The sequence below is a fragment of the Stutzerimonas stutzeri genome, from assembly GCF_002909485.1.
GTDB lineage: Bacteria > Pseudomonadota > Gammaproteobacteria > Pseudomonadales > Pseudomonadaceae > Stutzerimonas > Stutzerimonas stutzeri_AH.
Map to the genome: position 1 here is coordinate 108,275 of NZ_PPXG01000010.1, position 21,121 is coordinate 129,395.

The 21,121-nt window shown below is 62.6% G+C and carries 20 protein-coding genes; 3 read left to right on the forward strand and 17 right to left on the reverse strand.

What is annotated here, in order from left to right; all coding sequences use genetic code 11:
- Nucleotides 1–53: 53 nt before the first annotated feature.
- From CXK91_RS20800 to aroC, 3 genes are all read right to left on the reverse strand, one after another.
- On the reverse strand, nt 54–674 hold the full coding sequence (locus CXK91_RS20800) for a methylthioribulose 1-phosphate dehydratase (protein WP_103457915.1): 621 nt from the start codon (nt 672–674) through the stop codon (nt 54–56).
- The gene (locus CXK91_RS20805) at nt 671–1,822 is read right to left on the reverse strand and encodes an MFS transporter (RefSeq protein ID WP_103457916.1); all 1,152 of its coding nucleotides are present in this window, start codon (nt 1,820–1,822) and stop codon (nt 671–673) included. Before CXK91_RS20805 ends, CXK91_RS20800 begins: the two co-directional genes overlap by 4 nt.
- 74 nt (nt 1,823–1,896) lie before the next feature.
- Entirely contained in the window at nt 1,897–2,988 is a 1,092-nt protein-coding gene (aroC, locus tag CXK91_RS20810) for a chorismate synthase (RefSeq protein WP_103457917.1), read from the reverse strand.
- A 145-nt stretch (nt 2,989–3,133) separates the two neighbouring features.
- Between aroC and CXK91_RS20815 the strand changes: the two genes are divergently transcribed.
- Entirely contained in the window at nt 3,134–4,096 is a 963-nt protein-coding gene (locus CXK91_RS20815) for an alpha/beta hydrolase (RefSeq protein ID WP_103457918.1), read from the forward strand.
- Between the two features lie 82 nt (nt 4,097–4,178).
- Nucleotides 4,179–4,958: a hypothetical protein gene (locus CXK91_RS20820; RefSeq protein ID WP_103457919.1), complete on the forward strand. Its 780-nt coding sequence runs from the start codon at nt 4,179–4,181 to the stop codon at nt 4,956–4,958.
- Between the two features lie 10 nt (nt 4,959–4,968).
- Here CXK91_RS20820 and CXK91_RS20825 read toward each other — a convergent pair whose 3' ends face one another.
- From CXK91_RS20825 to CXK91_RS20890, 14 genes are all read right to left on the reverse strand, one after another.
- Nucleotides 4,969–6,192: a maltoporin gene (locus tag CXK91_RS20825; protein WP_103457920.1), complete on the reverse strand. Its 1,224-nt coding sequence runs from the start codon at nt 6,190–6,192 to the stop codon at nt 4,969–4,971.
- A gap of 111 nt (nt 6,193–6,303) precedes the next feature.
- Nucleotides 6,304–7,476, reverse strand: a complete 1,173-nt coding sequence (locus CXK91_RS20830; protein WP_103457921.1) for an ABC transporter ATP-binding protein — start codon at nt 7,474–7,476, stop codon at nt 6,304–6,306.
- A gap of 12 nt (nt 7,477–7,488) precedes the next feature.
- Nucleotides 7,489–8,331: a carbohydrate ABC transporter permease gene (locus tag CXK91_RS20835; protein ID WP_102823740.1), complete on the reverse strand. Its 843-nt coding sequence runs from the start codon at nt 8,329–8,331 to the stop codon at nt 7,489–7,491.
- Nucleotides 8,324–9,241, reverse strand: a complete 918-nt coding sequence (locus tag CXK91_RS20840) for a carbohydrate ABC transporter permease (protein WP_103457922.1) — start codon at nt 9,239–9,241, stop codon at nt 8,324–8,326. The genes CXK91_RS20835 and CXK91_RS20840 overlap by 8 nt, the downstream gene beginning before the upstream one ends.
- Before the next feature lie 108 nt (nt 9,242–9,349).
- Nucleotides 9,350–10,597 carry an ABC transporter substrate-binding protein gene (locus CXK91_RS20845; RefSeq protein ID WP_103457923.1) on the reverse strand — a complete coding sequence of 416 codons (1,248 nt, stop codon included), beginning with the start codon at nt 10,595–10,597 and terminating at the stop codon, nt 9,350–9,352.
- Nucleotides 10,598–10,755: 158 nt separating this feature from the next.
- Nucleotides 10,756–12,207: an ATP-binding protein gene (locus tag CXK91_RS20850; RefSeq protein ID WP_103457924.1), complete on the reverse strand. Its 1,452-nt coding sequence runs from the start codon at nt 12,205–12,207 to the stop codon at nt 10,756–10,758.
- On the reverse strand, nt 12,191–12,925 hold the full coding sequence (locus CXK91_RS20855; RefSeq protein WP_103457925.1) for a response regulator: 735 nt from the start codon (nt 12,923–12,925) through the stop codon (nt 12,191–12,193). Before CXK91_RS20855 ends, CXK91_RS20850 begins: the two co-directional genes overlap by 17 nt.
- 54 nt (nt 12,926–12,979) lie before the next feature.
- Nucleotides 12,980–13,942, reverse strand: coding sequence for a glucokinase (locus tag CXK91_RS20860; protein WP_103457926.1), 963 nt, complete (start codon nt 13,940–13,942; stop codon nt 12,980–12,982).
- Complete coding sequence (gene edd / locus CXK91_RS20865; protein ID WP_103457927.1) at nt 13,939–15,768, reverse strand: phosphogluconate dehydratase; 1,830 nt, start codon at nt 15,766–15,768, stop codon at nt 13,939–13,941. Before edd ends, CXK91_RS20860 begins: the two co-directional genes overlap by 4 nt.
- Nucleotides 15,769–15,994: 226 nt before the next feature.
- A complete protein-coding gene (gene scpB, locus CXK91_RS20870; RefSeq protein ID WP_103457928.1) occupies nt 15,995–16,765 on the reverse strand; it encodes an SMC-Scp complex subunit ScpB in 771 nt (256 codons plus the stop codon).
- Nucleotides 16,766–16,784: 19 nt separating this feature from the next.
- Nucleotides 16,785–17,606: a segregation and condensation protein A gene (locus CXK91_RS20875; RefSeq protein WP_103457929.1), complete on the reverse strand. Its 822-nt coding sequence runs from the start codon at nt 17,604–17,606 to the stop codon at nt 16,785–16,787.
- A 30-nt stretch (nt 17,607–17,636) separates the two neighbouring features.
- A complete protein-coding gene (locus CXK91_RS20880; RefSeq protein WP_181003991.1) occupies nt 17,637–18,842 on the reverse strand; it encodes a tryptophan--tRNA ligase in 1,206 nt (401 codons plus the stop codon).
- A gap of 54 nt (nt 18,843–18,896) precedes the next feature.
- Nucleotides 18,897–19,520, reverse strand: coding sequence for an L-threonylcarbamoyladenylate synthase (locus CXK91_RS20885; RefSeq protein ID WP_103457995.1), 624 nt, complete (start codon nt 19,518–19,520; stop codon nt 18,897–18,899).
- A 13-nt stretch (nt 19,521–19,533) separates the two neighbouring features.
- Nucleotides 19,534–20,400, reverse strand: a complete 867-nt coding sequence (locus tag CXK91_RS20890) for a PHP domain-containing protein (protein ID WP_103457931.1) — start codon at nt 20,398–20,400, stop codon at nt 19,534–19,536.
- Nucleotides 20,401–20,811: 411 nt separating this feature from the next.
- On the opposite strand from CXK91_RS20890, the gene CXK91_RS20895 reads away from it, so the two are divergent.
- Nucleotides 20,812–21,111 carry a YciI family protein gene (locus tag CXK91_RS20895; protein ID WP_003280644.1) on the forward strand — a complete coding sequence of 100 codons (300 nt, stop codon included), beginning with the start codon at nt 20,812–20,814 and terminating at the stop codon, nt 21,109–21,111.
- Nucleotides 21,112–21,121: the final 10 nt, after the last annotated feature.

Below are 21,121 nucleotides of genomic sequence, written 5' to 3' on the forward strand. Positions count from 1 at the left end.
TTCGGCTCTCCGAAAGAAATCAGCTGGTCGGTAGCTACCGGCCAGGCAGGAATTTATCTGGGCTGCAGGGCGCGCATTTTCAATTCGCATTCGAAGAGAAATTCGAATGCCTCGATCTGCCGCAGCGCATCACTCATCTTCTCACCCCAGGTGTACAGCCCGTGACCACGAATCAGGTAGCCAACACAATCGGGATGCTCGTCAAGCCACGGCTGCACCCTGGTGGCCAGGGCGGCGATGTCCTGATCGTTGTCGAAGATCGGCACCAGTACCTGTGATTCATGGCTCGAGATGCCGCTGAAGGCCTTCTGCAGCTCGTAATCGGCGAACACCAGCGAATCGCCCAAGGCAATGCGGGACAGCACCGTGGCATTAACTGAATGGGTGTGCAGCACCGCGCCAATCTCCGGCTTCCAGCGATACAGCTGGGTATGCAGCAGTGTTTCCGCCGACGGCCTCTTGCCCTCTTCCAGGCTGTTGCCATGCGTGTCCACCGCCAATAGGTCATCGGCAGTCAGCTCGCCCTTGTGCCTGCCGGAAACCGTCAGCAGTATCTCGGCGCTGGTCAGGCGCGCGGAATAGTTGCTGCTGGTCGCCGGCGACCAGCCACGACCATACAAAAAGCGGCCGACGTCGATGATCGTCTGGCTCAGGTGGCGGCGCGTGGCAGTCATGCTCGGTCCTCCTGCAAGCGGAAGGCAATGATAGCGGCTGCGGCCAGCGCCGCCAGACTGGCGATGGCGAACGACCAGCCCGGCCCGAGGCCGGACCAGGCATATCCGGCGTAAAGCGCGCCCAGCGCCCCGCCGATGCCGGACAGGCTGGCGTAAAGCGCCTGGCCCTGGCCCTGCTGCCGATGGCCAAAACTGCGCTGAACGAAATGAATGGCGGCGGCATGGAAGCTGCCGAATGTGGCCGCATGCATCAACTGGGCGACCAGCAGCACGGCCAGATGCTCGGCGAACTGCCCAAGCAACACCCAACGCAGCGCAGCAATCAGGAAGCTGGCCAACAGCACCTGACGCAGCGAGAAACGCTCTAGCAGGCGCGCCATGACCAGAAACAGCAGGATTTCCGCGACCACGCCCAGCGCCCACATCAGCCCGATAAAGCTGCGGCTGTAGCCCAGTGCTTCGAGGTGAATGCTGAAAAAGGTGTAGTACGGCCCGTGAGCCAGCTGCATCAGCGCCACGCAACCGTAGAAGGCCAGTACGCCAGGCCGCCGCAACTGGACGACAAAGCCGCCCTGCCCGATCGCCTCGCTACGCTGACGCGGATGAGCGTTGGGCACCCAGGCGCTGCTCAGCACGATGCCGACCATCACGAAGGCCACCGCGGTCGGGTAAAGATCGAGGCTGAGCTGCTGGAACAACAGCCCGAGCCCCACCACCGCGAAAATGAAACCGATACTGCCCCACAGCCTGACCTGGCTGTAGCGCTCGGGCTGTTCATGCAGATGGGCCAGTGTGATGACTTCGAACTGAGGCAGTACCGCGTGCCAGAAGAACGCATGCAGCGCCATCACCAACGCCAGCCACGCAAAGCTCTTGTCGAAGAAGATCAAGCCGAAGGACAGCAAGGTGCACAACGCACTGAGACGAACGATTTCCAGCCGGCGGCCGGTTGCGTCACCCAGCCAGCCCCAGAGATTCGGCGCCACGCAGCGCATCAGCATGGGAATGGCGATCAGCTCGCCAATCCGCTCCGGCGAGAAACCAAGGTGATCGAAGTACAGGCCGAGAAACGGCGCCGTCGAGCCGAGCAACCCAAAGTAAAAGAAGTAGAAACCGGACAGACGCCAGTACGGCAGAGCAGCGGCCATAGGCTACAAGCTACCGACTGCGGACAACGGCCACCTTATGCTGCCGCCGTCGGTTTGCCGTCTACGGCCCGGATTCACAGTTGCGGCAGCACCGGGGTGAGAACCTGCACATCGGCGTTCTGCCCACGGTGGCGCAGCAGGTGATCGAGCAGCACGATGGCCATCATGGCCTCGGCAATCGGCGTGGCACGGATGCCAACGCACGGGTCATGGCGGCCCTTGGTGATGACATCGACCGGTGCGCCATTCACGTCGATCGACTGCCCTGGCGTGGTGATGCTGGACGTCGGCTTGAGCGCCAGATGGGCAATGATCGGCTGGCCCGAGGAGATGCCGCCGAGAATGCCGCCGGCATTGTTGGAATGAAAACCCTGCGGCGTCAGCTCGTCACGATGCTCGGTGCCACGCTGGGCTACCGAGGCGAAACCGGCACCGATCTCCACGCCCTTGACCGCGTTGATGCTCATCAGCGCATGGGCCAGCTCGGCGTCCAGACGGTCGAAGATCGGCTCGCCAAGGCCCGGTGGCACGCCATCGGCGACCACGGTGATCTTCGCGCCCACCGAATCCTGATCGCGACGCAGCTGGTCCATGTAGGCCTCCAACTCCGGCACCTTGTCCGGGTCGGGGCTGAAGAAGGCATTCTGCTCGACACTATCCCAGGTCTTGAACGGGATCTCGATCGGCCCGAGCTGGCTCATGTAGCCACGCACCTGGATGCCCAGGGTCGCCAGATACTTCTTGGCGATGGCGCCGGCAGCCACGCGCATGGCGGTCTCGCGCGCGGAGCTGCGGCCACCGCCGCGGTAGTCGCGCACGCCGTATTTGTGGTGATAGGTGTAGTCGGCATGGGCCGGACGGAACTGATCCTTGATCGCCGAGTAGTCCTTGGACTTCTGGTCAGTGTTGCGAATCAGCAAGCCGATCGGGCACCCGGTGGTCTTGCCTTCGAACACGCCGGAGAGGATTTCCACCTCGTCGGCTTCCTGGCGCTGGGTGGTATGCCGGCTGGTACCAGGCTTGCGGCGGTCGAGATCACGCTGCAGATCGTCCAGCGACAACTCCAGCCCGGGCGGACAGCCGTCGACGATGGCCACCAGCGCAGGACCATGGCTTTCGCCGGCAGTGGTGACGGTGAACAGCTTGCCGTAGGTATTGCCGGACATGCAGGACGCTCCGCGATCGACCGAAAAACAGGGGTCGGAAGTATACCTGAGGCAGCTGCGGTTTCATCGCCCCTGTTGCCGGCGCATACTGACCTTTGCGGCGATTGCCGCGTCCAACCTGCACTGTTATCCACGAAGCCCTTCCATGCGTGCCCTGCTGATATTGCTGCTACTGACCATGTCACCCTCGTTCCTGCAGGCTCAGACCCTGCTCAATCAGACCCTGAACATGGACACCGGCAGCGGCGTGCTGCAGGGCAGCCTGTTGCTGCCGAAAAGCGACCAGCCCGTGCCGGTAGCGCTGCTGATCGCCGGGTCCGGCCCGACCGATCGCAATGGCAACAACCCAGCCGGACGCAACGACAGCCTCAAACGTCTGGCCCAGGGGCTGGCGCGACTGGGCGTGGCCAGCCTTCGTTATGACAAGCGCGGCGTGGGCGCCAGTCTGCCGGCCGCGCCGAACGAGCGTGATCTGAGTGTGGAGGCCTATGTCGGCGACGCCTTGGCCTGGAGCGAAAAGCTCAGGAACGACTCGCGCTTCAGCGAGCTGATTCTCATCGGCCATAGCGAGGGTGCGCTGATCGCCAGCCTTGCAGCGCCGGAGTCCGGAGCGGCGGCACTGATCAGTATCGCCGGCAGCGGCCGACCCATCGACGAGGTGCTGCGCGAGCAGTTGCAGGGCCGTCTGCCACCGACGCTACTGGCCACCAGTCATTACCTGATCGACCAGCTCAAGGCCGGACGCGTCCAAGCCGAGGTGCCCGAGCCACTGCAGGTACTGTTCCGACCCAGCGTGCAGCCTTACCTGATATCGCTGTTCGCCTACGATCCGGCAGAGGTCTTCGCAGCCGTCGACATACCCGCGCTGATTGTCCAGGGCCGACACGACATCCAGGTTGGCATCGAAGACGCCGAAGCACTGCAGCGCGCCAAGCCCGATGCCCGGTTGGCCATGGTCGACGGCATGAATCACGTGCTGCGCATCGTCCCGGCGGACGCCAGGCAGCTGGCATCCTACGACGACCCTGATCTGCCGATAGCCCGCGGTCTGGTGCAGGATATCCAGCGATTCCTGCAGGATAATGGCATGCTGCCAGCCTCCAGTTAGTCGCCGCGCAGCCGATAGCCCGCGTGACGATGGCCCGATACGAATCCTGAACGAGCCGCCGCGCAGGCCCAGGAACGCGCAGATGACCGACACCGAGACGACTCAAACGACCGAGAAAGAACAGGCAGCACCGTCCAAGCACCCGTGGGCAGAGCTCAAGCCTGACCGTTTTCGCTTGCTGCGCCTGGCGCCATTGCCCACCGAGCGCGACGGCGGCGCAAGACCGCTACGCTTCGTCGAGCTGGCGCAGCTGGAGCGACACACGCCTGAGCAGAGCCTGCTGCGGATGTTCATCAATATCCCTGGGCAGGTGCGTTCGCGCAAAAACAACGTGCTTGAGGTCTGGGCCGATCACCGCAACAAGGAGCTACGCTTCGGCCCGGATTCAGGCTTACGTTTGGAGCCGGTGAACCGAGGGCTTGGCCGTTTTCTTCTGGCGCAGGGTGCGGCATGGGCCCAACGGCGTTGGGGCCACTATCTGGTTGAAGGCGGCGCGTTGCCCAAGGACGTTTCAAGCGACGACCAGCGCCTGCGCCGCGATCACTGTCTGCGTACCCAGGGCTTTGATGTCGACTATCCTCAGGCCGAACCGTTGAAGCCGACCTACGGCGCTTCGCGCGTCAGTGCACTTCGGCAGGATTGGAATAGCGAAAAGGTTCAGGTGGTGGAGCTGCAGGAAGCAGCGGCCATGCTGGAACAGGCCGACCGCAACCTGCAGGCGCAGGAAAACCAGATTCGTGAGCTGCAGGAGCGAATCGCCCGCTTCCGCCGTGAGGACGGTGCGCTGCGATTCACCATCGTTTGCCTGATTGCGCTGGCGCTGTTCCAGGCCGGACTGCTGATCTGGATGGCAACGCGCTAAGCCGCGACTCTTACCACCAGTGCTCCACCTGTACGCCGAAGTTCGAACCGTGCTGCGCGTTGCCGAACGCGCCGCTGTCGGACAACGCGGAGCCTTCAGCCATCAGGTTGGCGGCACGCTGCGCGGCATCGTTCCAGCTGGCGTAGGTGTAGTAGAGACGGAACTCCGGACGCGCCCAGAAGCCTGGGCCCGCGGGTGACCAGGTCGGCGCGACGGTGAACTTGCTCAGCTTGCGCGTGCCGTCGGTGGCATCGATCTGGTCATGCCCCACTTCGGCGACGAGTTTGAACTGCTCGCTGAATGCATAGACCGGGCGGGCGCCCACCGACCACCAGTCCTGATCGCCGCCGTCGGCGCGCTTGTCCTTCTGATAGACCACCTGGAACTGGCCGCCAAAGCGCGGCGTCAGCTGCCAGTCGAAATACTCCACCACGCGCCAGCTCTTGGCACTGTCATCCAGCGTCACGTCGCCAGTGTAGCCGAGGCCAGTGCCCGGCCCTTCACCGTACTGCAATGCCAGGGTGTTCTTGCCGCCGAGAAAGTCGGACTGCACGTGCTGCACCGTCACGGCCCAACCACTGTGGGCATCGTCTCGGCTGGGTTTATCGATGTAACTGAGGCCGAATTCCAGCTCCCCGCCCGGATTGCTGTCGAAACCGCCGACGTTGAAGTCGTGGCGATTGACATAGTTCTTCTGGAATACGCTGTCCTTGCGCGAGAACGCGTAGCTGTACTTCAGCCCGCCGATCTCCATGTCCTCGACACCGGCGCCGGTGGCGCTCTGGTTCCAGTAGTAGAAATCGGAGATATGGATGTCATTACGCTTGTAGAAGCGGCGGCCAGCCCAAAACGAGCCGTTGTTTAGCGCCGGCACCTTGCTCCACTCGGCATAGGCTTGCACCATCCGGGCCCAACCATGATCACCGGTGAACTTCGGGGTATGGTTGTACTGGTTGTACAGCGCCGCCATGCCCTCCACGCTCAGCACCGAACCATCGGCAAAGGTGTAGAGGTCGTGACGCAGGTCCAGCTCGCCGTACTGCTCACATTCGTTACCGAGACGGTACTTGCTCGGCGCACCGGGCAATTGGAAGCACGATTGCGAATCGCTGTTGACCGACTCACCGACGCCGCTACGCATGTAGCCAGTGAATTCCAGGGCGTGAGCGCTCAAAGGCAAGGTCATACCGGCAACGGCGGTCGCAACGCCCAGGGCTGTTAGTGTTTTTTTCATATCCACTCCGCTTTTGTTGTTATTGATCGCTGGATCGAGCCGAGCCGGCTCTATTCATTCCTGTAACCGTTCACGTTTCATCGAACACCTGCTGGCAAGGCAGGCGGTATTTCACTGCACCGTTCCCGCACCATTGGAAACCAGCCGGGTTACCTTGCTCTCACGCACAGGCTCAGGCTGTACCACGCCCAGCCGCTCGCCGGTCTGGGCATCGAACAGCAGCGCCCTGCGCGGATCGAATTGCAGATTGAGCGTTTCCCCCACCCGCGGCGCCTGATCCGGCGCCAGTCGGCAGCAGGCCTTGACCTGATTCAGCGTGAAAACCACCAGCGTGTCTGGGCCGGTCGGCTCCACTACTTCGATGTCGACCGACAAAGCAGAATCCGCTGATCCGACTCCAGCAATGCCGATCTGTTCCGGCCGAATACCGAGGATGAGTTCGCGATCACGCAGGCCTTCATCAGTCGCGATCGGCAGTGGCAGCTCGCAACTGCCCTGCTCGCTGTTGAGCACGCCCACCCAGCGCCCGTCACGCTGGCGAATGCGCACCGGCACGAAATTCATCGGCGGCGAGCCAATGAAGCTGGCGACGAACAGGTTGGCCGGGTTGTTGTAGATCTCGTGCGGCGTGCCGAACTGCTGGATCACGCCATCCTTCATCACCGCCACCTTGTCGCCGAGGGTCATCGCCTCGATCTGGTCGTGGGTGACATAGACGGTGGTGGTCTTCAGCCGCTGGTGCATCAGCTTGATTTCGGTGCGCATCTCCACCCGCAGCTTGGCATCGAGATTCGACAACGGCTCATCGAATAGATAGATCTTCGGCCGTCGCGCCAGCGCCCGGCCCATGGCCACGCGCTGCTGCTGGCCGCCCGACAGCTGCGCCGGCTTGCGTTCCAGCAGCGGTTCGATCTGCAGCAGCTTGGCGACTCGCGCCACCTCCTCCTCGATCTTCGCCGCCGACACCTTGCGCATCTTCAGGCCGAAGGCGATGTTGTCGCGCACGGTCATGGTGGGATAGAGCGCGTAGGACTGGAACACCATGGCGATATCCCGATCCTTCGGACTGGCCTGGCTGATGTCTTCGCCGTCGACAAGGATCTCGCCGCCGGTGATGCTCTCCAGGCCGGCAATGCAGTTCATCAGGGTGGATTTTCCGCAGCCCGAGGGCCCGACAAGAATCAGGAATTCACCGGCGTCGATCTTCAGCGCGATGTCCTTCAGCGTTGCGATCTGGCTGTTGCCATAGTTCTTTTGAACGTTGCGCAGTTCCAGGGAAGCCATCGTTATTTCTCCTCAACCCTTGACGGCGCCGGCTGTCAGCCCGCGCAGGAAATATTTGCCGGCGACCACGTAGACCACCAGCGTGGGCAGGCCGGCGATCATCGCCGCGGCCATGTCGACGTTGTATCGCTTGGCGCCGGTGCTGGTGTTCACCAGATTGTTCAGCGCCACGGTGACCGGCTGCGTGTCACCACTGGCGAACACCACGCCGAACAGAAAGTCGTTCCAGATCTGAGTGAACTGCCAGATCAGGCAGACCATGATGATCGGCACTGACATCGGCAGCAGGATGCGTCCGAAGATAGTGAAGAAGCCGGCTCCGTCCAGCCGTGCCGCTCGCACCAGCGCATCCGGCACGCTGACGTAGAAGTTGCGGAAGAACAGCGTGGTGAAGGCCAGCCCGTAGACCACGTGCACCAGCACCAGACCGGTGGTGGTATTGGCCAGCCCGAGCTTGCCGAGGGTGAAGGACGCCGGTAGCAGGATTACCTGGAACGGCAGGAAGCAGCCGAACAGCAGCAGACCAAAGAACAGCTGCGAACCACGGAAGCGCCACATCGACAGCACATACCCGTTAAGTGCGCCCAGCGCGGTGGAAATCAGCACGGCTGGAATGACGATCTTCACCGAGTTCCAGAAATAGCCGCCGATGCTGTCCCAGGCGGTCAGCCAACCCATCGCACTGAACGCTTGCGGCCAGCTCAGGAGGTTGCCCGTGCGGATGTCTTCCGGGGTCTTGAAGCTGGTCAGCAACATCACGATCAGCGGCACCAGGTAGACGGCGCACGCCAGCAGCAGGGTGGCATGGATGGTCAGGCGCCCGAGGGTCAGGCGTGGTTGAGCGAAGTCAGACATGGCGCTTGTTCCTCAGCTCGGAATACAGGTACGGCACGATGATCGCCATCACCGCGCCAAGCATCAGCATGGCGCTGGCTGCACCCAGTCCCATCTGGCCGCGTGTGAAGGTGTGGGCGTACATGAACATCGCCGGCAGATCGCTGGAGTAGCCCGGCCCACCGGCAGTCATCGCCGCCACCAGGTCGAAGCTCTTGATCGCGATGTGGGCGAGAATCATCAAGGCGCTGAAGAACACCGGGCGCAAACTCGGCAACACGATGCGCAGGTAGATGGTCGGCAGGCTCGCACCATCCACCTGAGCAGCGCGGATGATCGACTGATCGACGCTGCGCAGACCGGCGAGGAACAGCGCCATGACGAACCCGGAGGCCTGCCACACCGCGGCGATCACCAGGCAATAGATGACCCGATCCGGATCGACCAGCCAGTCGAAGCGAAAGCCTTCCCAGCCCCAGTCGCGCAGCAGCTTGTCCAGGCCCAGGCCAGGATTGAGCAGCCACTGCCAGGCGGTGCCGGTGACGATCATCGACAACGCCATGGGATACAGGTAGATGGTGCGGATCAGCCCTTCGCGGCGGATACGCTGGTCCAGCAGCACGGCGAGCACGACGCCGATAAGCAGGCTGATGGCGATGAACAATCCACCAAAAACCAGCAGGTTCTGGCTGGCGACCCACCAGCGATCGTTGTCCCACAGGCGCTCGTACTGCTGCAGGCCGACCCATTTGTAGCTGGGCATGAAGCGTGAATTGGTGAACGAGAGCAGGAAGGTCCAGCCGATGTAGGCGTAGAAACCGACCAGCACGATCAGCATGCTCGGCGCCAGCACCAGCTTGGGCAGCCAGCGCTGCAGGGCGTCGAACGGCGAGGCTTTGGCGGGCCTGGCTTGAAGCGCGATGGAGCTCATGGATGTGATCCCTCATGGAAATCCGGGATGTCGTCGCCCGCAGCACAGGCGTGGGCCTGTACCGGGACGTACGTCAGGGAAGTGGGCAGACGCGGTCCGCCCTCAGCGTTACTGCACGGCTTTGATCGCTGCCGCGAGCTGCTTGGCCGCCTTTTGCGGGTCGGCCTTGGGGTCGTTGAAGAAGTTGGTGACGACGTCGAACACCGCGCCCTGCACGTAGCTAGAAGCAGCCATGCCATGGGTCAGACTGGGCTGCAGACCGCTGCCCTTGGCGGCTTCCTTGAAGTCGGTCATCGACTGCTGGGCGCAGGCATCGAACTCGCTCATGTCCTGGTCCTGGCGAACCGGAATCGAGCCCTTGTTCTGGTTGAAGAAGGTCTGGAACTCAGGCTCCAGTACGGTGCGCGCCAGGTCTTCCTGGGCCTTGCGGTTGTCGTCGTTGCTGAGCTTGAACATCGCCAGGGAGTCGATATTGAAGGCGAAGCTGCCCTGGGTGCCGGGGAACGGCAGGCACTGATAGTCCTTGCCAGCCACCTTGTTGGCGGCAGTGAACTCGCTCTTGGCCCAGTCGCCCATGATCTGCATGCCGGCCTTGCCGTCGATGACCATGCCGGTGGCACGGTTCCACTCCCGGCCAGCGGCGTCGGCGTCGATGTAGTCGCGCAGCTTCTTCAGCGCGGTAAAGGCCTGGACCATCTTGTCGCCGGTCAGGGTGTCGTTGTCCAGCTCGACGAAGGCCTTGTGGTAGTCGTCCGGGCCGAGAATGCTCAGTACGAAACCCTCGAACACGGTGCCGTCCTGCCAGGGTTGGCCACCGTGGGCGACCGGAATGAAGCCGGCGGCCTTGAGTTTGTCGGCCGCGGCGAAGAACTCGTCGAGGGTCTTCGGCGGCTTGGCACCGGCCTTCTCGAACACCTCCGGATTGATCCACAGCCAGTTGACCCGGTGCACATTGACTGGCACGGCCACGTAGGAACCATCGTACTGCATGATCTTGCGCACCTGCTCAGGCAGCAACTCATCCCAGCGCTCGGCCTTGGCGGTGTCATCGAGGTTGGCAAGCAGGCCGAGTTCGCCCCACTCTTGGATGTCTGGTCCTTTGATCTGCGCTGCGGAAGGCGGATTACCGGAAACGGCGCGGGTTTTCAGTACGGTCATGGCGGCCTCGCCGCCGCCGCCGGCTACGGCGAAGTCCTTCCAGCTGTGGCCCTTCTGCTCTACCAGCTTCTGCAGGGTATCGGCCGCGCGCTTTTCACCGCCGGAGGTCCACCAGTGCAGAACTTCGACTTCGCCGGCATGGGCGAAAACAGGCAGGGCAAGGGAAACGGAAAGAGCGAGACGATGGATCGCTTTCATGTAGAGGCACCTTCTTGTTTTTATCCGGCAAGTCGTTGGTCGCTTGCGATGATCGAGTCTATGCGCAGAAAAATGGACACTGGGTAACGAAGGGATGGCCGATGGTCACCGGACGGTTACAAAGGTGCGACAAGCGTAACGATGCGCACTGTGCGGGATCAGCGTGGCAGCGTTAGCGTCACCCTCAGCCCTCCCTGCTGCAGGTTGCGCATGCTCAGCTCGCCGCCATGGGCATGGGCGATGTTGCGCGCGATACCAAGCCCCAGCCCATAGCCCTGCTGCTGCCCGGAAAGCCGCACATGGGGTTCGAAGACGTGCTCCAGCCGCTGCTCCGGCACACCTGGCCCTTCGTCGTCGACATGCAGTACCAGCGTCTCCCTGTCATCTTCGACGTGCAGATGGGCACGCTCGCCGTACTTCAGGGCGTTATCCAGCAGATTGCCAATGCAGCGCTTGAGCGCCAGCGGCTTGCCCGGATAAGTCGCCAAAGCCCGGCCGTCCAGCGTCACGCGAGTACCGTCGCAGGCCTGATAAGGCTCGACGATATGCTCGAGCAGCAGATTGAGATCCACCGCCTCGATGTTCTCGTGGATATCGGTGTCCTTCACGCACTGCAACGCGCCCTTGACCAGCAGCTCCAGTTCGTCGAGGTCACGGGTGAATTTGACCTGCTGGGCTTCATCCTCCAGCAGTTCGACCCGCAGACGCAGTCGTGTGATGGGTGTGCGCAGGTCATGGGAAATGGCGCTGAACAGCTGGCCGCGCTCGGTCAAATAGCGACTGATACGTTCGCGCATGTTGTTGAAGGCACGACTCACCTCGACGATCTCGCTGGCGCCGGTTTCCGTCAGGGTTTTCACCTCGGCACCCAACGACAGTTCGCGAGCAGCCTTGGCCAGGCGCTTGAGCGGCCGGCTTTGCCAACGCACCAGCAAGCCAATGAACAGCAGCAGAAAGGCGCTGGTCAGCACAATGAACCAGAGCTGCTGGACCGGCAGGCCCTCGTCTTCCAGGCTGACGTAGGGCGCCGGCATCAGCGAGGCCAGATAGAGCCATTCCTGCGGGGCGATCTGGATCTGCGTCACCAGTACCGGCGGTGAAAGCGGTTCGAGCCCCAGCGCGTAGTGCGCCCAGGAACGCGGCAGCTCATCGAGCTTGATGCCGCTGTTGAAAATTCGCAGATCGTCCGGGCTGACGAACTCGATGGTCAGGTCCACTTCCCCACCGAGCCGTTGACGTAACACCTGCTCGACTTCATGCAGGACGACTCGCTTGCGTGGCGTTTCGGGGAGGATTTTCATGTCCAGCGGCTTGTCGTTGAGCGACACGAAAAAGCGCGTACCACCCATGCTGCGCAACTGATCGAGCACCAGCGGCCGATACCCCAAGGGCAGCGAGCGAAAGTAGCTGACACTGGCCGCCATGGACTGCGCCAGGCTGCGGGCGCTGGTGAGCAATCCTTCCATCTGGCTGGCACGCAGCTGCGATAGCCAGATCAGGCTGGACAGGCCCTGAGCCAACAATACTGCCAACAAGGTCAGCAGCAACATGCGCCCAAGCAGCGAGCGCGGCACCAGCCGCAGGCGCCGCCGCTCAGTGTGCAGATGCATGGTGCGGCGTTACCTGGGTAGCCAATAGATAGCCGCAGCCGCGCACGGTACGAATCAGACGCGGCGACTTGCCGGTATCGCGCAGGCGCTGGCGTAGCCGACTGACCGCCATGTCGACGATGCGCTCCAGGGGCATCACCTCACGCCCGCGAGTGGCGTTGGCAATGGTGTCGCGGTCGAGGATCTGCTGCGGATGGTCGAGAAACAGCTTTAGCAGGGCGAAGTCTGCACCGGAGAGGAAAACCTCTTCGCCGTCGGCGTGAAATAGACGATGACTGATCATGTCCAGTCTCCACTCATCGAACGCCAGCACATCGCTGCCGCGCTCCTGAGCGAAGCTCACGCGACGTAGCAGCGCCTTTATCCGCGCCAGCAACTCGCGCGGACTGAACGGTTTGCCCAGATAGTCGTCGGCACCAAGCTCCAGGCCGATCACTCGGTCGGTTTCGTCGGAACTGGCGGTGAGCATGATGATCGGCATCGAGGCCAGCCGTTCATGCTGGCGAATCCAGCGGCACAAGCTGAAGCCGTCCTCGTCGGGCAGCATGACGTCGAGAATCACCAGATCGGCCGGCTCGGCGCACAGCGCCGCGCGAAACTGCGCGCCGTCCGGCACGCCGCGCACTTGAAAGCCCGAGCGGCTGAGATAGGTCTGCAACAGTTCGCGGATTTCCTGATCGTCATCGACCAGAAGGATGTTCTTACCTGCTTGGCTCACGTCACGTCCCTTTTTGTTGTTATGAGGTCACCCGTCGACCCGACATGCCGCAGCCTAGGCTCCTTCCAACAACGGTTGCAATGCCACGCCCGCGCCTTCGAGGCCTGGGTACGGCGCGGTCACCAGCCAGACCGGCAGGCGATCGAAATAGCGGCTCATCTGCCCCTTATCGCGCAGCGCCTCGCTGAAACCGCTACGCAGGAAAAATTCGGCGAAACGGGGTACCACACCGCCAACGATGTATACGCCGCCGCGAGCGCCGAGGGTCAGCACGTTATCGCCGACGATACGCCCCAACCAGCGGCAGAACTGCTCCAATACCGCCGTCGCGTATACGTCTCCTGTCAGCGCAGCAGCGGTAATGCCCGCAGGCGAGTCGAACGCAACCTGTTGCCGATCCAGCGCGCAGCAGGCGCGGTAAAGCGTCAGCAAACCTGGGCCACTGAGCACAGCTTCCGCGTTCACGTGACCGAGGGAGCGATGCAACTGGGCCCAGATCGCGGCCTCGCGTTCACTGCCAATCGGCAGGCAAATATGTCCGCCCTCCCCCGGCAGGGCACGCCAACCAGCGCCCGCCAATGGCAGCAGCCCGGCAACCCCAAGCCCGGTGCCGGGCCCTATGACCAGCCGTGGCCGTCCCGGTTCAGGCTCACCCTCACAAACCGTGATGCGCTCGCCATCGTGCAGCCGCGTCATCCCGAGAGCCATGGCGGTGAAGTCGTTGATCAGCAGCAACTCTTTCACGCCCAGTTCGCGGCAGAACGCTTCGCGACTCAGCTGCCAATGATTATTGGTGAAACGGAAAAGATCACCGCCCACCGGCCCGGCGCAGGCCAGGCAAACGGCTTCGAGCGCCTCCAACGGCTGATCGACCTCACTCAGATACGCCCGGATCGCCAGCTCCGGCCGAGCATGATCGGCTGTGGGAATCACACGAATCTGTTCGATGCGCTGATCACGCCAGAGCGCGAAGCGTGCATTGGTACCACCGATGTCTCCGACCAGCGCGGTTTTCATTTGAGCGCCTCCAGGCTCTCGGTAAAGGCACTGGCGCCCTGCTCCGCCGTGCTGAAGGACGCACGCATGAATGCAAACAGCTCGCGACCACAGCCGATGCCCATGTCTTCGGGACGAATCGCCGGTTCTCGCGCATCCCATTCGACGGGATCGACCAGTGCGCGCAGCTCGCCGGTCTCGCCATCGACGCGGATGATGTCGCCGTCTCGCACCCGCGCCAGCGGTCCGCCGTCCAGCGCCTCCGGGCAGACATGGATAGCCGCCGGGACCTTGCCCGATGCGCCGGACATACGCCCATCGGTGACCAGCGCCACCTTGTACCCGCGGTCCTGCAGCACGCCGAGGAACGGCGTCAGCTTGTGCAACTCGGGCATGCCATTGGCTTTGGGCCCCTGAAAGCGCACCACCGCAACGAAGTCACACTCCAGCTCGCCGGCCTTGAACGCGGTCGCCAGCTCACTCTGATCGATGAACACCCGCGCCGGCGCCTGGACCACACGGTGTTCCGGCGCCACGGCGGAAATCTTGGTGACGCCGCGGCCGAGGTTGCCCTCCAGTACACGCAGCCCGCCTTCCGGTGAGAAAGGCCGGTCAGCCGGACGGAGGATGTTTTCATCGAGGCTCTGCGTCGGGCCGTCACGCCAGACCAGCTTGTCACCGTCGAGGAACGGCTCCTGGATGTAGCGTCGCAGCCCCTTGCCGACGACAGTGTGCACGTCCTCATGCAACAGTCCGGCGTCGAGCAGCGTGCGCACCATGAACGGTACCCCGCCACAGGCATGGAAATGGTTCACATCGGCCTGGCCGTTGGGGTAGACCTTGGCCAGCGTCGGCACCACTTCGGAAAGCTCCGCCATGTCCTGCCAGGTCAGCTGGATGCCAGCGGCACGGGCGAACGCCGGGATATGCAGGGTGTGATTGGTCGACCCCCCGGTGGCGCTGAGCGCAACCACCGAGTTGACGATGGATTTCTCGTCGACTACCTGACACAGCGGCGTGTAATTGCCCGCCTGATGGGTCAGGCGCGTCACCTGATGCGCCGCCTCTCGAGTCAGGGCATCGCGCAACGGCGTGTAAGGGTTGACGAACGAGGAGCCCGGCAGATGCAGGCCCATGATCTCCATCACCACCTGATTGGTATTGGCCGTGCCATAGAAGGTGCAGGTGCCTGGGCTGTGATAGGAATTCATTTCCGACTCCAGCAGCTCCTCGCGGCTGGCCTTGCCCTCGGCGTAACGCTGGCGAACTTCCGCTTTCGCCTTATTGGGGATCCCCGATGGCATCGGCCCGCCGGGCACGAAAATCGTCGGCAGGTGGCCGAAACGCAGGGCGCCGATCATCAGACCAGGCACGATCTTGTCGCAAATGCCGAGCATCAATGCGGCATCGAACATGTTGTGCGACAGCGCAACTGCCGTGCTCATGGCGATAACTTCGCGACTGGCCAGGCTCATCTCCATGCCGGCTTCGCCTTGGGTAACACCATCGCACATGGCCGGCACGCCACCGGCGAACTGTCCGACCGAGCCAATTTCGCGCAATGCCTGGCGAATCGCTTCCGGGAAGTGCTCGTAAGGCTGATGCGCCGAGAGCATGTCGTTGTAAGCCGAGACGATGGCCACGTTGGCCGCATTCATCAGGCGCAGGCTCTGCTTGTCCTCGCCGGAATTGCAGCCGGCGACGCCATGGGCGAAATTGGCGCACTGCAGCTTGCCCCGCTGCGGACCTTCGCTGGCGGCGGCGGCCATCATCGCCAGATAGCGCTCGCGGGTCTTGCGGCTACGCTCGACCAGGCGCTCGGTAACTTCTAGAACTCGCGGATGCATGCCTTACTCCTGCTGCAAAACTCAACTGTTTGTTGAACGACTCAACGTTTGGTTGAAAGCTCTGACAACCATAAACCATCCAGGGTCAGTTGGCGTTCAGACACGACGCAACGCCGCCGCTCGAAGCAACGGCAGGCAAGTAGTTGGCACAATGGCTGATGGACGCAGGCTTGCGAGGAGGGAAAATGCGAGGGCAATGCCGATAAAAAACCTGAAAAATATGGTGTTACGGCGCCGGTTTCTCCTCAGCCGGCTCGTCTGTAGCTTCTTCTGCATCCAACAGATCATCGAAATCTGTCTTGAGCCCCTGCTCCATGCCGTCAAGCTCGGCCAGCAAGCTGCGGAAGCTGGTTTGCTCGGGTAGCGGCGCCAGAGGCTCGTCCGCAGCCTCATCGGCGCGTGCCTGCAAGGCAACAGGCACGGGCGCGTCCTCATCGTCGAGCATCGGCCGCAGCTCCGGTTCCATCTCGCGCAGCACGGCCAGCGGCGGCAGCTCATCAAGGTTTTTCAGGTTGAAATGGTCGAGAAACTGGCGGGTGGTGGCGAACATCGCCGGCCGACCAGGCACGTCACGATGACCGACCACGCGAATCCACTCGCGCTCCTGTAGCGTCTTGACGATCTGACTGTTGACCGCAACGCCACGGATGTCCTCGATCTCGCCACGGGTGATCGGCTGGCGGTAAGCGATCAGCGCCAGGGTCTCCAACAGCGCGCGGGAATAGCGCTGCGGGCGCTCTTCCCACAACCGACCAACCCAGGGTGAAAAGCGCTGACGCACCTGCAGGCGGTAACCGCTGGCCACTTCCTTGAGCTCGAACGCGCGGCCCTTGCAGGATTTTTCCAGCACCTCAAGGGCCTTCTTCAGCAGCGCCGAGGAAGGCCGCTCGCCTTCCTCGAAGAGTTCGCTGAGGCGCTCAAGGGAAAGCGGCTTGCCGGAGGCGAGCAGAAAGGCTTCGAGCAGCGAAGCGAGATCCTTGGGATCGGACAGGTCCACGATTGACTCCTGCAAATGCCTATTCGGTACGACTACGCACATGGATCGGCGCAAAGGGCTCATTCTGCACCAGCTCGACCAGCAACTCCTTGATCAGCTCGAGCACGGCCATGAAGGTCACCACCACGCCAAGGCGCCCTTCCTCGATCCTGAACAGCGTCACGAAGGGGACGAAGGCGCCGCCTTTCAAGCGTTCGAGCACTTCGCTCATACGCTCGCGGGTCGACAGCGCTTCGCGGGTGACCTGGTGGCTCTCGAACATATCGGCACGGCGCAGCACTTCGGCCATCGACACCAGCAGCTCCTCGAGGCTGACATCCGGCAGCAGCTTGCGTGCCCGCGCCTCGGGCGCATCGAGGCGCGGCACCTGCAGGTCGCGGCCGACACGTGGCAGCTCGTCGATGTCTTCGGCAGCCGCTTTGAAACGCTCGTACTCCTGCAGCCGACGGATCAGCTCGGCACGTGGGTCGTCTTCTTCATCGGCCACCTCGGCCGAGCGCGGCAGGAGCATGCGCGACTTGATCTCGGCAAGCATCGCGGCCATCACCAGATACTCGGCCGCCAGCTCCAGCCGCACCGACTTCATCAGCTCGACGTAGCCCATGTACTGACGAGTTATCTCCGCCACGGGAATGTCGAGAATGTCGATGTTCTGCTTGCGGATCAGGTAGAGCAATAGATCCAGAGGGCCTTCGAACGCTTCGAGAATGACCTCCAGCGCGTCCGGCGGGATATACAGATCCAGCGGCAGCTCGGTGACGGCCTCGCCATAGACCAGCGCCAGCCGCAGCTGCTCACCGGGCTGGATCGTTACGATGCTGTGAGACTCGCTCTGCTGCATGGACATCCTTGAGGCTGCGCGGGACGGCAGTCAGCGATAATTCAGGCCCATGGCCTGGCGTACTTCAATCAGCGTCTCACGGGCTTCGTCGCGGGCTCGGTCGGCGCCTTCGGCAAGGATGCTGCGGACCAGGTCGGGGTTCTGCTCGTAGTCCAGTGCGCGTTCCTGCAACGGCATCAGATCGTTCCTGATCGAATCGATCAAGGGCGCCTTGCACTCCAGACAGCCGATACCGGCACCGCGACAGCCCTGCTCGGCCCACTGGCGCACAGCTTCATCGGAATGCACCAGGTGCATTTGCCACACCGGGCAGCGCGCCGGCTCACCAGGGTCGCTGCGATGTACGCGGGCCGGGTCGGTGGGCATGCGGCGGATCTTCTCTTCGATCTCGTTCGACGTGTCGCGCAGGTAGATGGCATTGCTGTTGGACTTGGCCATCTTGCCGCCGTCGAGACCGGATATCTTCGGCGAATCGCCGAGCAGCGCCTGAGGCTCGGGCAGCAACAGCTTGCCGCAGCCTTCCAGGTAGCCGTAGAGCCTCTCCTGATCGCCGATGGTGATGGTCTGCTGTTCCTTGATGATGGCACGCGCGGTGTTCAGCGCCTCGACGTCGCCCTGCTCCTGATAGGCCTTGCGCAAGCTGACATAAAGACGCGAAGTTTTCTTGCCGAGCTTGCGGATCGCCGCTTCGGCCTTATCTTCGAAGTCCGCCTCACGCCCATAAATGTGATTGAAGCGGCGTGCCACATCGCGGGCGAATTCGATATGCGGCAGTTGGTCGGCACCAACCGGCACGAGCCCGGCACGATAGATCAGGATGTCCGCCGCCTGCAGTAGCGGATAGCCGAGAAAGCCATAGGTATCAAGATCCTTATGCTGCAGATTCTGCTGCAGCTCCTTGTAGGATGGCACCCGCTCCAGCCAACTCAGCGGACAGATCATCGACAGCAGCAGGTGCAGCTCGGCATGCTCGGGTACCTGCGACTGGATGAACAGCGTGGCGGAGCTTGGGCTGACTCCAGAGGCCAGCCAGTCCACCGCCATATCCATGATGTTCTGCGAAATCTCACCGGAGCTCTCGTAATCCGTGGTCAGCGCATGCCAGTCGACGATGCAGAAAAAGCATTCGTATTCATGCTGCAGCTTGACCCAGTTCTTCAGAACGCCGTTGTAGTGACCAAGATGGAGCCGGCCGCTGGGACGCATGCCGGAAACCACACGTCGCTGTGAATCCATGGAGCTCAAAAGGGTGTCCTTGATTGATGTAATTCGGGCAGCTCGCTAGCCGGCTCAGACCATGAAAGGCGCGGGATCGCCACAACCGACCCGCACCACTTCAGGCTGATCGTCGACCAGGCTGACCACGGTAGATGCCTCGAGGCCACCGTACCCGCCATCGATGATCAGGTCTACCTGATGCTCCAAGGCATCACGCATCTCATAGGGGTCGCTCATCGGCAACTCTTCGCCAGGTAGGATCAGGCTGACACTCATCAATGGCTCGCCCAGTTCTTCCAGCAGAGCCTGGGCAATCGGCAGAGCCGGCACGCGCAGCCCAATGGTGCGACGCTTGGGATGCAGCAGCATGCGCGGCACTTCGCGAGTAGCCGACAGAATGATCGTGTAAGGCCCCGGCAGATGGGCCTTGAGCAGGCGGAATGCGGCGGTATCGACCTTGGCGAACAGCCCCAGCTGCGACAGGTCGCGGCAGGCCAGGGTGAAGTTGTGCTTATCGTCGAGCTGGCGCAGACGGCGGATACGTTCGATCCCGGCCTTGTTGCCCATCGAACAGCCGACGGCATAGCTGGAATCAGTCGGATAGACCACCACCCCACCCTTGCGGATGATTTCCACAGCCTGTTTGATCAGGCGCGGCTGGGGGTTATCCGGGTGAATCTGAAAGAACTGGCTCATGGAAACTCCCTGTTCAGCTGGCAGCAGGTATGCGGCGCTCATGATCGAAATGTCTCCAAAGCGGCGACAGGTCCTCCGGCAAACTGCGGTACAACCCCAGCTCCGACCAGTCCCCAGGCGCGTGGAAGTCGCTGCCCACCGTCGCCATCAGGCCGAATTCACGCACCAGCGTCGACAGCCCGCCGACCTGCTCCAACGGCTGCATGCCGTTGACCACCTCCAACGCGTGACCGCCTGCCTGGGCGAAATCGATTACCAGCCGACGCCGCTTGCTGCGGGTGAAATCGTACTGCCACGGATGCGCGAGGCTCATCCACGCGCCGGAATCGCGCAAGGTCTGCACCGTCTGTTCCAGGCTCGGCCAATGCTGCTTCACGTCACCGAGCTTGCCCGAACCGAGCCATTTACGGAATGCTTCGGCGCGGTCACGCACATAACCGGCGCGCACGAGATAGTCCGCGAAGTGCGGGCGGGCCGGCGCATTACCACTGTCGCCGAGTTCTTGCTGAATCGCCCTTGCGCCCTCGAGCGCGCCCGGCATGCCCTTCGCTTCGAGGCGCTGGCCGATCAGCTCGGCGCGGCGCCAGCGACCATCGTGCAGAAGCGCGATAGCCTGCTGTAATGCCGGAGCATCAGCGGTGAAGGCATAGCCCAATATATGAATGGTAGCCCCGCTCCACAGGCATGAAAGCTCGATCCCATTGACCAGCTGCATGCCCAGCGCCTGAGCCGTCGCTCGCGCCTCGGCGAGGCCATCCACCGTGTCATGGTCGGTTAGCGCCAGCATCTCGACGCCGCGCGCATGGGCGCGCTCCACCAATTTGGCAGGCGCCATCACACCGTCCGAGGCGGTGCTGTGGCAATGCAGATCGACAATCATCGGGTAACGCACTCCAGTGAGGTGCTGACACCTCGAGAAAGAACCGTGAGACCTGGCGCAAAGATGGTCAACTGGCTGCCATCGCTGGAAACCAGACGCTCAGGTAAAAACGGCCGACTAGTCTAACGCCGCGCCAGAGCTTTGGCTTGCCTCGTGTCATCGCACGATGGAACCACTGCCGGCATGCCTCCCTTCGCAGCTGATTCGACCACCAATCCTGTTTGCCGTGCGGTGGGCGATACGCCAGATCAAGCGCAGCGCTTCCGCCTTCAGCGCCGTTTGCTATGATGGCGCGCTATGCCGCAGAGGCAGCTGCCACGCGCCATGAGGCCTCGGACAGGGCGTCAGCCAAGTCGCCACCGGGCTTTCAATTCCGCTTACAGACGCAACCCACGCGAACGAGGAACGACCATGCTGTACGCCGTTATCGCCACCGACGCACCGAATTCCCTGCAGGACCGCCTCGCCACTCGCCCAGCCCATCTGGCCCGCCTAGAGCAACTGAAGAACGAAGGCCGCCTGGTTCTCGCCGGTCCGCACCCGGCCATCGACAGCAATGATCCGGGCGAAGCCGGTTTCAGCGGCAGCCTGGTGGTTGCCGAGTTCGACTCCCTCGAAGCAGCGCAGCAGTGGGCGGACGCAGATCCCTATAAAGCTGCGGGCGTCTACGTGAGCGTGGTAGTCAAGCCCTTCAAGAAAGTGCTGCCCTGAGCCGACACAG